Source organism: uncultured Maricaulis sp. (genome assembly GCF_947259345.1).
Classification (GTDB): Bacteria; Pseudomonadota; Alphaproteobacteria; order Caulobacterales; family Maricaulaceae; genus Maricaulis.
Map to the genome: position 1 here is coordinate 198268 of NZ_CAMYLS010000005.1, position 12391 is coordinate 210658.

Below are 12391 nucleotides of genomic sequence, written 5' to 3' on the forward strand. Positions count from 1 at the left end.
GAGCGAAAAACAATCTCGACATCCTTTTAGGCGCGAACAGGGGAGTAAATGGTGAGCAAATCGAACGCCAAGGCCGACGGCATCGTCATCAAGAAGTATGCGAACCGGCGCCTCTACGACACCTCGACCAGCCAGTATGTCACGTTGGACTACCTCCGGGACCTGGTCAAAAAAGGCACGAACTTCCAGGTCGTTGATGCCAAGAGCGGGGAAGACCTGACCCGCGGCGTCCTGGCCCAGATCATTTTCGAGGAAGAGTCACGCGGGGCCAATCTCCTGCCGGTCGATTTCCTGCGCCAGCTGATCGGCTTCTATGGTGACAGCCTGCAGAGCGTTGTGCCCGGTTATCTTCAGATGTCGATGAACTCCTTCTCGCAACAGCAGGAAGAGTTTCGGGACAAGATGACCGAGGCCATGAGTTCGCCGCAAGCAACCATGGCCATGATCGAGGAACAGACGCGCCGCAACATGGAGCTCTTCGGACAAACCATGCGAATGTTCACCCCCTTCCCGGCAGGATCCGCAGAGGGAGAAGCCGACGCCACAGGATCCGAGGCCGCACCTGAGAGCAAACCGGAAGACCTGTCCGCCCTGCGTGAGGAGCTCGACAGCCTGCGCGCCAAGATGGACCAGCTGCTCGATAAAAAGTGATGGCCCGGTCGGCGATACACAGCGCTGGCACAACCCCCTCACAGGGTTAACAAAATCGTACCGAAATGAGCCAACCGGTCCGCCTCGCGGGCCGGTTTTGCTTTGTCATGGGCTGCAAACACCGCATTTTCGGCCAGAATCGTGGTTAATCGCTCATTAAGAGTTGGCATCCGGCTTGCGAAAGAGAGGGCATGACCACGATCCGCAGCGCATATTCTGTCCCGACCCCGACCAGCCGGCGTATTGAGCCGGCCAGTCGTGCGCGCGGTTCGCAGGATCGTCCGCCGCGGCAGGAGCGTGCCCTCGTCACCGTCCCGACCCCGCAATCGAGCGAGCGCGATAGCGACCGCTCCTTTGTGCGGGCGCGCCCTGCCACGGCGGAAGTCATGGTTCAGATCATCGGCGACACGCCGCGTCGCGGCCTCAAGGCCGAAGCGAGCGAAGTCGAACGCTTCCGCCGCACCTATGCCCAGGCCGCACAAAAGACGACGCCGCCCCCGGTGTGGGAGCGGCGCGCATGACAATCGCTGTTGCCAAGGCCCGGCGCTATGGCTTCTGGCTCGATGTGAGCCTGGGCGCCGGCCTTCTTTTCGTTCTGCTCTAGCCGCCGTCGCCGACCGCAAGGTCGCGACGGGCTGCCACGATGGTGACGACGAAACCGGCGACGGTATCCATCAGCGTCATCAGCATGAGCAGGAAGAAGGTCGAGGTCGAGAAGTGACCGACCAGCAGGAAGAGCGCCATCGCGATCACGAAGATCACCATGGACAAGCCGTGATTGATGATCGTCGCCGTGCCGGATCCGGCGGCCTTTATCAGCTCCATGAAGAGCATGATCATGCCGAGAATGACCAGGAGATCACCCTTGGACAAAGGCAGGCTGCCCGAAACCATCGGCACTTCGAAAACATGCGTGCTCATGTCGGCGCCTGTCGTATAGGCGACGATGGCATAGATGATCACCGGAATGATCAGAAGTGGAAATACGTTGAACATGGAACCTCCCCCATTGCCGCGTCCGCCCCGTCTCTGGGCCTGATTAGCCGCGGTCATACCTAACAATACGCCGTTGTCCCCGCCTCCGGCCATACTTCACTCTCCCCGGTTGTGAAGCGGCCTGACGACTCGCTTCAATCAGAATTCGTCACTGCCCCGTGGATTACGGGCCCGCGAATTTAACCACATCACGCCCATAATGTCTGTGAGTGAGGCGAAAAGACGACCGAAATTCGTATATTTCGATGTCCCGATGGTGCGGTGGCGGTGCGTGACCGGCCGGAATTCGCATTTATATCCCTCGCGGATCATGAGCGCCGGCAGGAAGCGATGCTGGTGGTCGAAATAGGGGAGTTCAAGGTAGGCCGAGCGTTTGAAGGCTTTCAGACCACAACCGGTATCGGCGCAATTATCATTGAGCATCGCCTTGCGCAGACCATTGCCGGCGCGCGAGGCAAACTTTTTCCAGGCCGAATCCTGGCGATTGGCGGTCCGGTCCCCCCCGACCAGGGCCAGATCCTCGGGCGCGTCCGCGCGGGTGAGCCCGTCGAGCACAATCGGCAGATCCTGCGGCGGGTTCTGGCCGTCACCATCCAGCGTACAGATGATCGCCCCACGCGCATTCATCACACCCGTGCGGACCGACCGGGACTGACCGGAATTCACGCGGTGCGAGATAACCCGAAGCATTGGCAGCTCGGCTTTCGCATCAATCAATTCCTGGCGTGTCGCGTCGCTGGAACAATCGTCGACAAACAGAATCTCGAAGGTCCGCCCTGCCAGGGCGTCCACGATTTCGCGCGCCAGCGGCACAACATTGCCCGCTTCATTATAGGCGGGAACAACAACGGAGATTTGGGGAGTTTCTGGGGAAGACTGGCTCATAGATGTCTGCTTGAGCTTGCGAATACCGTAGGCCCGTTACATACCGGGTTTCACTAAAGACGCGAGGTATTTCTCATGCCGCGTGTGACCGACCGGTAAGCCGGCAGGATAAGCGGAGGGATTCATTTGACCGATCTGGCTCGCGGTATTCGCGCCTGGTGGATCATCGGCCTTCTCGCCGCCGCATCTGCCATAGTCGGCATCTTCACATTACCGCCGATCGATCGCGATGAAAGCCGCTATGCCCAGGCCACTGCGCAGATGCTGGAAACCGGCAATTTCGTCGAAATCAACTATCTCGACGAGGAACGCAACAAAAAACCCGTTGGCATACACTGGCTGCAAGCGGCTGCCGTCTCTCTCGTTTCGGACGCGGAAGACCGCCAGATCTGGGCCTATCGCCTGCCGTCCGTCCTGGGCGCCCTGATGGCGGCCCTGGCCTGTTTCTGGGGCGGCCAACGTCTCGTGGGACGCGAAGCCGCCTTCGCCGGTGCGGCCCTGTTCGCAACCACCGTCCTTCTGGGCATTGAAGGCGGCATCGCCAAGACCGATGCCATGCTGGTCGGCTGTACCACACTGGCCATGGCAGCCTTGGCCAATGCCCGTGGCGGAACAAGTCCCGGTTGGCGAACCGCACTCCTGTTTTGGGTTGCCCTCGGAGCCGGAGCACTGATCAAGGGGCCGGTGACACCGATGGTCGTCGGACTGACAGCGCTGGTACTGATGGTCTGGGAGCGGAAGATTACCTGGCTGAAACCGGTTATGGTCTGGTGGGGCCCGCTGCTCGCAGCCCTCATTGTCGCGCCCTGGCTGATCTCGATCCAGATCGCGACCGAGGGCGGCTTCCTGCGCGAGGCCCTGGGCGACGACCTGGCACCAAAGCTGATTTCCGCCGACGAAAGGCATGGTGGTCTGCCCGGCTATCACCTTCTGCTTCTTCCCCTGGTCTTCTTCCCGGCGACCCTCTTCCTCATCCCGGGCGCCGGCCGGGTGGTTGCGGCGCTGCGCGGCGAGGATGACCGCCTGGCGGCTTCGGCCCGCTTCCTGATCGCCTGGGTGGTGCCGACCTGGCTTGTGTTTGAAATCCTGCCGACCAAGTTGCCCCACTATGTGCTGCCGGTTTATCCAGCGCTGGCGCTCGCGGCGGGCTGGGGGCTGGTTGAGCTGGCCAAGGCTGCACGCTGGCAGCGCTGGGCGAGCTGGGTGCTGTATGCGATCGGCGTGGCGGCGTTCGCCGTCTTCCTGCCCTATGTCTTCGTCACCTATGGCAATAATGCCAGCTGGGACGCGATCCGGCTGGCCGGTGCCGGTTTTGAGAGCGGTTTCCAGCTGGAGTTCGACATGGGCGCCATCTTCCGTGTCTTTGCCGGGCTCACCCTTTTCTTGCAGCTTGCTGTGGCAGCCCTGGCATCCGACCGGATGCGACCCGGCGTTCTGGCCCTTAGCTTCGCCGTGTTGTCCGGCTTTGGCTGGCATGTCGCGGCACGCAGCGGTGTATTCGCCGAGTCCTATGCCGTCCGCCTTGCCGACCAGGTCCGCAGCGCCCGAGCCTATTCGGAAACTATCACCGGCCTGTCACCGGACGAGATCGTGACCGCCTCCAGCTTCACCGAACCCAGCCTCGCTTTCTCGCTCGGCACGGACACGATGTTGGGGACAGCGGAGGAAGTGCTGGCCTTTGCCGAGAGCCGGGACGAGCCGACGATGCTGGTGCTGGATTTGTCGCGGTTGCCCGGCCTCGCGGCGGTGATACAACTACACGATAGATTGGATCAGGCTCCGTCCGACTTGGGATGGCTCGTTGAGCGAGGCCGCAATTCCCCCTTCCTCGCACCACTGAGTCCCAGCGAAATCACCAGCACGACAGCCTTGCGTGCTGGGTGGCAGGACATAGTCCGGGCGCTGGGCATCTGCGAAACGCGGCTTCTGGCCGCAGGGACCAATTATGCGCGCGGCACCGACACGGAGTTGGCGATTTTCTTCACGGGTTGCCCGGCAAGTAATGATCTCCGCCTGATGACACGCCCGAATACCGACTTGGACTCATCCGCTCCCACTGACCAGGACACCCCCAATGACCCGCAAGATTGAGATCGTTGAAGTCGGACCTCGGGACGGGTTGCAGAATGACCCGGCAATGATGTCGACGGACACCAAGATCGAGTTTGTCGAGCGCCTGATCGCCGCCGGAGTGCGGCGCATGGAGGCGGCGAGTTTTGTCCATCCCAAGCTGGTCCCGGCCATGGCGGACAGCGATGCGGTGATGCAGCGCGTACCGCGCCAGGACGGGGTGAAGTATATCGGCCTCGCGCTCAATGAGCGCGGCATGCGCCGGGCGCTGGAGCATGGCTGTGACGAGGTCAATTACGTAATGGTCGCCTCGCCCGGCTTCGGATTGAAGAACCAGAACGCCACACCGGAACAGACGGCCGATCTTTTCGACCGCATCGCGGTTCTGGCCCATGATGAGGGCGTGCCGGTGTCGGTGACGGTCTCTGTGGCCTTTGGTGATCCGTTTGACGGCGAGGTCGACCCCAAGGTCGTGGCCCATCTCGCAGCCCGCGCCCGCGCTGCAGGGGCTGTGGAGTTCGCCATGGGAGACACGATCGGCGTCGCCGACCCGTGGCGCGTCCGCAAGACACTCGATCTCGTGCGCGCCGAGAGCGGTGACATGAAAATCCGCATGCACTTCCACAATACGCGCAACACGGCGATGGCCAATATCCACGCCGCCATTGAAGCCGGCGTCGATGTCATTGACGCCTCGGTGGGCGGTATTGGTGGCTGCCCCTTTGCCCCTGCCGCGACCGGCAATGTGGCCACCGAAGACGTGGTCTACATGCTCGAGCGCGGCGGTTTCGAGACCGGGCTGGACCTGGCCAAGCTGATCGAAACGGCGAAATGGCTGGAGACGGACGGGCTGAAACACCCGGTCGACAGCGCCCTGTCTAGAGCGGGCGGGTTTCCGAAACCGGCGCAGGGCTTGCCGGCGTAGTGTCGGCGGCGCGCTCCTGCGCGTTACGGGCTGCCTGACGCGCCTGCAATCGGCGCAGCCGCGCGAAGGCTTTGCGACGCGCCGCAATCATCCGAAGTCTGCCGGCCAGCTGGATCAAGGTCGCACGCCCCCAAATGGCGCCAAAGATCGGAATGATCATCGCCATTGTGGTGAGCCGCTCGAGGGCGCCGGGATAGTATTTCCAGAAATACTTGATGAAGCCGAGTGCCTTGTGCGTCTCGACAAAAAACGGGCTGGACTGGCTGGTTCCGCCGTAATGAATGATCGAGGCGCGGGGCTCGAACCAGACCTGACCGCCGCATTCGCGCACCTTGCGGCAAATGTCGATATCCTCGACATGCAGAAAATAGCGTTGGTCAAATCCGCCCATTTGCAAGAAGCCACGGCGTGGCATCATCATCGCAGCACCGGACACCACGGGCATGGGAGAGATCGTGTCGGGTAACGCCTCCCGCTCGAAGTGCAGGCTTCTCACGGAGGGCAGAAGTCGGTCCAGTCCGAGGAATGATACCATCGCTGAGCGAGGCGTCAGCTCACCGCGCCGCCCGCCGCGTTGCTCGCTTCCATCCGGATTGACGATGCGCGCGCCGATGACCCAGATATTGTCGCTCAATTCCTGTGCGGATCGTTTCAACCGACTCGCGACCCCCTTGGCCAGAACCGCGTCAGGATTGAGGAAAAGGACAAGATCCCCGCTCGCTCGCTCCGCACCGATATTGCAGCCGCGCGCGAAGCCGAGATTGCTGCCGGTTTCAATGAGAACGAAATTCTTCCGGGCCTCCGCGATGGCGCGCAGGGCCTGAATCATCTCGGGCGGATTGCCGTGATTGACGAGAACAAACTCATCCACACCCGGCGCAGCCAGAATGGAGGAGACGGCCTCCAGCAGGTGCGGTCCGGTATGCCAGGAAACCGTAACGACGGTCAGGCGCAGATTCCCGCTCACGGCCGTTTCCTTGCCGCGAGAAAGAACACGCTCGTCGCTGCCAACGCCAATGTCCCTTGGTGCCATTCTTGCCAGACCCCATAGGAGAATACGATCAACGACCCATAGACTACGGTAATCCAAGCTACAGCAATCGCCTGCAGCCGCGAAAGCCGCGGCGCAGCGGCGACTCGTCCACCCAGTGCGACAAGTCCCCCCGCCAAAAGTGTAGCTCCGACCGCCCCAGTCTCGAGCCAGATTTGCAGAGTGGCATTATGTGGATGCAACGGCAAGGATTCCACATCGTGAAAGCGACCATGCGCAAAGACTTCAGCCTGACCGTTCAGTGGCCGGGACGCGTCCATGCCATAGCCAAACCAGGGTTGCTCACGGATGAGATCGCCGGTGTAGCTCCATATCTGCAATCGCCATTCGAAGGATGCGGGTAGGGCCTCACGCACGCTGACCGGCATCACATCGATCAATGTCGGCATCACCAGTGGAAGCACCAGCACCGCCCCGGCCAGGATTCCGAAGAGGCAGGCCAGCATCGAGCGTGGCCAGAATGCGGTCATCACGGCGGCGATCAGTCCCAACACAAAGGCGGCAGCATTCACTTCCGTCTTGAAGCTGAAGGCCGCCACTGCGGCCAGAGCGAAAATAACAACCCCCACCACGGTCCCGCCCTCACGCCGGGCGATCAGGGCCACGGGCAGGCTCAGCAGTATCAGCGGCACGGCCGCATGGCCCAGATTGCGATTGAGATGGATGTCGAACCCCGAGCCTTCGGCATCGGAAAAGCCCTCCTCGGCGAGCTTGAAACCGCGTGTCGCCGCGCCGCCGGACAAGGTTTCAGACAACAGGAAAAGCCCGAGAGCGAGCACACAAAAGAACAGCGCCGCTTCCACCCGCCGCCGCCAGACACCATCCAATTGCCCGACCCGCATGGCGAACAGGATGTAGAGCGGTACGCCCAGCCCCGTTCGCCAGAGCTGGCCGGCATCGTCATGAGGTGACCAGGTAAAGCTGAGCAATGTCCAGGCAAGAAAAGCACCGACACTGATCAACCCCCAAGGGGTCTGCTTGATCGTCCAGAACTGGCGATGGACGGGAAAAGCCGCGATCGCGAGCAGTGATATCCACGGGGCGATCAGCAAACTGCCGGCGACCCCGAACGGGAAGGCAAAGGCAAAAGCCAGTAGGCCTGCCCATCCCGCCCGGGTGTCGCCGTGCTGCATGATATTGCCCGCCCTGATCAGGCGCGCTTGAGGTCGGGCGCCTTGGCGTCCTCGCTCAAACGGGCAATCGCGTCAGCGAGCGGCAGGATTTCCTGCGTCTTGCCGCCTTCGCCCAGGAAGCGCAGGGCCAGCGTGCCCTCTTCGGCTTCCTTGCGACCGACAACCGCGATCACCGGCACCTTGCCAACCGAATGCTCGCGGACCTTGTAGTTGATCTTCTCATTGCGCAAATCCGTCTCGGCATGGAGACCGGCCTTGAGCATGGCTGCCTTGACCTCTTCGGCATAAGCATCCGCGTCCGAGGTGATGGTGGCGATCACGACCTGGCGCGGCGCCAGCCAGAAGGGCAGCTTGCCGGCATAGCTTTCGATCAACACGCCGAGGAAGCGCTCCAGCGATCCGAGGATGGCCCGGTGCAGCATGACCGGACGATGCTTTTCGCTGTCATCTCCGATGAAGCTGGCATCGAGCCGCTCCGGCAGGTTGAAGTCGCACTGGATCGTGCCTGTCTGCCATTCCCGCCCGATCGCGTCCTTGACCACGAAGTCGAGCTTGGGACCGTAGAAGGCGCCATCACCCGGATTGTATTCATAATCGAGGCCCGAGGCTTCGGCCGCCGCCTTGAGCGAGGCTTCCGCCTTGTCCCAGACCTCATCCGACCCGACGCGCTGTTCCGGGCGGTCGGAGAATTTGATACGCGGTTCCTCGAAGCCGAAATCGGCATAGACCGACTTCAGCAGTTCACAGAAATCAATGACTTCCTGGGTGATCTGCTCGACCGTGCAGAAGATGTGCGCATCGTCCTGCACAAAGCCACGCACCCGCATCAAACCGTGCAGCGAGCCGGACGGCTCATAGCGGTGGCAGGAGCCGAATTCGGCCATGCGCAGCGGCAGGTCGCGATAGGATTTCTGGCCCTGGTTGAAGACCTGCACATGGCAGGGGCAATTCATCGGCTTCACGGCCAGGACTTTTTCTTCCTGGTCGATCGAGGAGATGAACATGTTCTCGCGATACTTGTCCCAATGGCCCGAGGCTTCCCAGAACTTGCGATCCATCAATTGCGGCGTCTTGATCTCGACATAACCGGCCGCTTCCAGACGGCGGCGCATATAGCTCGTCACCGTGCGGTAGAGGCGCCAGCCATTGGGATGCCAGAAGACCTGTCCCTGGGCTTCTTCCTGGAAGTGGAAAAGCTCCATCTGCTTGCCGAGACGGCGATGATCGCGTTTTTCGGCTTCCTCGATACGATGGAGGTGGGCCTTGAGCTGCTTCTCGTCCGCCCAGGCCGTGCCGTAGATCCGCTGCAGCATGGCGTTGCGATGATCGCCGCGCCAATAGGCCCCGGCCACCTTCATCAGCTTGAACGCCTTGCCGATCTTGCCCGTCGAGGGCAGGTGCGGGCCAAGGCAGAGGTCAAACCAGTCGCCCTGGCGATAGATCGTGATCGTCTCGTCCTCGGGCAGATCGCGGATCAGCTCGGCCTTGTAGGCTTCGCCCATCTCCTCGAACTTGGCGATCGCGTCATTGCGATCCCAGACTTCGCGCTCGAACGGGAGATCGGCATCGACGATCTCGCCCATGCGTTTTTCGATCGCCTCGAAGTCTTCCGGTGTGAACGGTTCGCTGCGGGCAAAGTCATAGTAGAATCCGTCCTCAATGGCCGGACCGATTGTGACCTGCGTGCCGGGGAAGAGGTCCTGCACCGCCTGGGCGAGGATATGGGCCGTGTCGTGGCGGATCACCTCGAGGGCCTTGTCATCCTTGCGCGTGATGATGGCCACCTGAGCGTCACCATCGAGCGGGCGTTTGAGGTCCCAGTCCTGGCCATCGACCTGGGCGATGATGGCGGCCTTGGCCAGGGATTTGGAAATCCCTTCGGCCAAATCCATCGGAGAGGCCCCATCGGGAAGTTCGCGTACGGATCCGTCGGGAAGCGTCACATTGATCATTGTTACATGTCCTTGTCGTCGGCGCGGCCCGCCGGCGGAATTGGGTCCATGGCACGTCCGGGCTTCGATCTGAAACGCCAGACCGCCCACCAGGGCGCTTGATTGCGTTCGCGCGGCGCGGGATCGACGCCGAATGTGCCCCCCGGTCGGCATCGACCGAGACGCCCCAGCGTGAGCCAGCCGCCGCGCCAGGGTCCCTGGGCGCGGATCGCGTCCATGGCATAGTGCGAGCAGGTCGGTTCATGCCGGCATCGGATTCCAAGCGCATAGAAGACCGGTGACAGGCTCAGCTGATAGGCACGAAGCAAGATCAGCATGAGGCCGGAGACCGGGCTTTTCAGCCCCTGTTTCCGTTCGCGTGAACGCATATGGAATCAAGCCTTTTAACGCCGCGGTGCGCGCTGTCCACCATGGACATGAAGCGCGCTTCGCGGGCCGCAGTAAAGATTGAGGGTGAGGATCGTCGATTTGGCGGACCGTCCACCGCCTCCTGCCGGCGTGGCAGGGGCGGACGGCCCTAGCCAGTCAGCGGGGTGGTCAGGGGCGTTGATACCCGGCCGCGTGTGGCCGTGGCGGCCGCATCGACAACGGCTTCAAAGGCCAGCATCACTGATTGATGACGCGCCGGATAAGCCCGGGCGCTCTCCAGAAGCGCGAGCTCAGCGAAGCGTCCGCGCGGCGCCGGCTTGCCCTCTTTCAGCATCGCCTTGAGCTGATCCCGCGCCATGACCAGGTCTTTCTGCGAGGCGCCAATCACATGGCGGCCGAGAATGGCGGCAGACGCCTGCCCCAGCGCACAGGCCTTCACCCGCAGGGCCAAGTCACCAACGCGATCGCCAGCCATCGCGATATCGACCTCGATCTCCGAGCCGCACAGGCGCGAGACCTTGCGCGCAGACGCCTGCGGTCGGGCCAGTCGCCCGATGCGCGGAATATCCGCGGCCAGTCGCAAGACGGCATTGGAATAAAGATCGTCGCTCATATCAGGCAATTTAGGGAGAAATGCGGACTGACGCCAGTGGCCACGGATTATCGCAACCGTCAGCGTCAATCCGCCTCGTAATCATCCTCGTCGAGATAGGTCGGCTCGGTGCGACCGAGCACTTCGGGGATATCGCCGAAGGGATCATCGCCCTCTTCCGGCTCCGGTTCCCAGACATCATCAATCTCGACCGACCAGAAGCCTTCCGCCTGGGCGGCACCTTCAGCCAGTCGCCCGGCGGCATCGGCATCCGCAGCGACGACGCCGTAGGTGACAAAACAGTCGCCCACGGCATCCTCGACCTGCAAGAGCACGTTGAAACCCTTGAGTGCCATCGTCCTAGTCCAGCTTGCGCCAGGTCGAGCCTTCCGGCCCGTCATCGACCTGGACCTTGAGCGCATTGAGTTCATCACGAACCGCATCAGCAGTCGGCCAGTCCTTCTCCACCCGGGCGGTCTGGCGGCGAATGATGAGCTCATCAATCTTCGCGCGTTCGGCGGGATCAAGATCGGTCAGGCCGAACCATGCATCCGGATCTGCCTGACCGAGACCGAGGAGACCGGCCGCGGCCAGCAGCTCGCCCTTGGCCCGGGCCTTCTCGACATCGCTGACCGCCTTGTTGGCATTGCCGGCGAGCTGGAAGAGTTCGGACAGCGCCTTGGGCGTGTTGAGATCATCATGCAGCGCTTCGACGAAGGCCGCCGGCGCATCCTGGGGCGCGGCCTCGATATCGCCGAGACGACGCAGCACGCCATAAACGCGGTCGAGCGAACGCCGCGTCTTGGCCAGCAGGTCGGCGGTCCAGGTCAAAGGGGCTCGATAATGCGCGGTCAGCAGGGCATAGCGCAGCACCTCGCCGGGATGATCCTTGATCAGCTCATGGACCAGCTGAACATTGCCGAGCGATTTGGACATCTTGTCCGTGCCCATGGTGAGGAAGCCATTGTGCAGCCAGTAATTGGCCATCGGCGCCCCCTTGTGGGCGCAGACCGATTGCGCGATCTCGTTTTCGTGGTGCGGAAAGACAAGGTCCGTGCCGCCGCCATGAATGTCGATGGTCTGACCGAGATGCTTCTCGCTCATCGCGGAGCATTCCAGATGCCAGCCCGGACGCCCGCGTCCCCAGGGGCTGTCCCAGCCAGGCTCGTCATCCTTGGCCGGCTTCCAGAGCACGAAATCCGCCGGATTGCGCTTGTAACTCGCCACCTCAACCCGTGCCCCGGCGACCATGTCATCGAGGTCACGATTGGAGAGGCGTCCATATTGCTCGTAGGAGCTGACATCGAACAGGACATGACCATCCGCCTCATAGGCGTGACCGCCATAGACCAGATTCTGGACCATGCCGATCATCTCGGGAATGTGGTCGGTCGCATGCGGTTCGATGGTCGGCAGGGTCACGCCCAGCGCGCCCATGTCAGCCCGGTAGATATCGGCATAATGCGTTGTGATCGCGTCGATCGGCTTGCCGCTCTCGCGGGCCGCCTCGATGATCTTGTCGTCCACATCGGTGATATTGCGGGCATAGATCACCTCCTCCTCGCCATAAAGGCGACGCAGGACGCGAAACAGCGTGTCGAAGACGACCGCCGGGCGCGCATTGCCAATATGGGCGTAGGAATAGACCGTCGGACCGCAGACATACATCGTCACCCGGTCCGGATCGGTCGGTTCGAAGTCGCGCTTGCGGCGCGCCATCGTGTCGTAAAGGGTGAGCGAATTCATTGGGAAACCCGTCTTCGGTCT

Annotated in this window: 13 protein-coding genes; 4 read left to right on the forward strand and 9 right to left on the reverse strand. The window is 62.1% G+C overall.

Translation table 11 applies throughout. The features are described from left to right. The first annotated feature begins 48 nt into the window (after window positions 1-48). Window positions 49-651 (forward strand): polyhydroxyalkanoate synthesis repressor PhaR, encoded by a 603-nt coding sequence (phaR, locus tag Q0X62_RS02775; RefSeq protein WP_297731358.1) that lies wholly within the window; start codon window positions 49-51, stop codon window positions 649-651. Between the two features lie 191 nt (window positions 652-842). Beyond that, entirely contained in the window at window positions 843-1172 is a 330-nt protein-coding gene (locus Q0X62_RS02780; RefSeq protein WP_297731360.1) for a hypothetical protein, read from the forward strand. Window positions 1173-1251: 79 nt separating this feature from the next. Here Q0X62_RS02780 and Q0X62_RS02785 read toward each other — a convergent pair whose 3' ends face one another. Further along, window positions 1252-1647, reverse strand: coding sequence for a hypothetical protein (locus tag Q0X62_RS02785; RefSeq protein ID WP_297731362.1), 396 nt, complete (start codon window positions 1645-1647; stop codon window positions 1252-1254). 138 nt (window positions 1648-1785) lie between these two features. Then, window positions 1786-2532: a glycosyltransferase family 2 protein gene (locus Q0X62_RS02790; protein ID WP_297731364.1), complete on the reverse strand. Its 747-nt coding sequence runs from the start codon at window positions 2530-2532 to the stop codon at window positions 1786-1788. A 126-nt stretch (window positions 2533-2658) separates the two neighbouring features. Between Q0X62_RS02790 and Q0X62_RS02795 the strand changes: the two genes are divergently transcribed. Further along, a complete protein-coding gene (locus Q0X62_RS02795; RefSeq protein WP_297731366.1) occupies window positions 2659-4623 on the forward strand; it encodes a glycosyltransferase family 39 protein in 1965 nt (654 codons plus the stop codon). Beyond that, window positions 4607-5527, forward strand: coding sequence for a hydroxymethylglutaryl-CoA lyase (locus Q0X62_RS02800; RefSeq protein WP_297731368.1), 921 nt, complete (start codon window positions 4607-4609; stop codon window positions 5525-5527). The genes Q0X62_RS02795 and Q0X62_RS02800 overlap by 17 nt, the downstream gene beginning before the upstream one ends. Here the strand turns inward: Q0X62_RS02800 and Q0X62_RS02805 are convergent. The 7 genes from Q0X62_RS02805 to cysS form a co-directional block, all read right to left on the reverse strand. Then, window positions 5481-6494, reverse strand: coding sequence for a glycosyltransferase family 2 protein (locus Q0X62_RS02805; RefSeq protein WP_297731370.1), 1014 nt, complete (start codon window positions 6492-6494; stop codon window positions 5481-5483). The two genes, Q0X62_RS02800 and Q0X62_RS02805, sit on opposite strands and share 47 nt — an antisense overlap. Beyond that, window positions 6491-7711: an O-antigen ligase family protein gene (locus tag Q0X62_RS02810; protein WP_297731372.1), complete on the reverse strand. Its 1221-nt coding sequence runs from the start codon at window positions 7709-7711 to the stop codon at window positions 6491-6493. Before Q0X62_RS02810 ends, Q0X62_RS02805 begins: the two co-directional genes overlap by 4 nt. A gap of 17 nt (window positions 7712-7728) precedes the next feature. Continuing rightward, the gene (thrS, locus tag Q0X62_RS02815; protein ID WP_297731374.1) at window positions 7729-9663 is read right to left on the reverse strand and encodes a threonine--tRNA ligase; all 1935 of its coding nucleotides are present in this window, start codon (window positions 9661-9663) and stop codon (window positions 7729-7731) included. A gap of 2 nt (window positions 9664-9665) precedes the next feature. Further along, the gene (gene yidD / locus Q0X62_RS02820; RefSeq protein ID WP_297731376.1) at window positions 9666-10031 is read right to left on the reverse strand and encodes a membrane protein insertion efficiency factor YidD; all 366 of its coding nucleotides are present in this window, start codon (window positions 10029-10031) and stop codon (window positions 9666-9668) included. A 149-nt stretch (window positions 10032-10180) separates the two neighbouring features. Then, the gene (locus Q0X62_RS02825; protein ID WP_297731378.1) at window positions 10181-10645 is read right to left on the reverse strand and encodes an iron-sulfur cluster assembly scaffold protein; all 465 of its coding nucleotides are present in this window, start codon (window positions 10643-10645) and stop codon (window positions 10181-10183) included. A gap of 65 nt (window positions 10646-10710) precedes the next feature. Next, complete coding sequence (locus Q0X62_RS02830) at window positions 10711-10980, reverse strand: hypothetical protein (protein WP_297731381.1); 270 nt, start codon at window positions 10978-10980, stop codon at window positions 10711-10713. Window positions 10981-10984: 4 nt separating this feature from the next. Next, window positions 10985-12370 (reverse strand): cysteine--tRNA ligase, encoded by a 1386-nt coding sequence (cysS, locus tag Q0X62_RS02835; protein WP_297731383.1) that lies wholly within the window; start codon window positions 12368-12370, stop codon window positions 10985-10987. Between the last annotated feature and the right edge of the window lie 21 nt (window positions 12371-12391).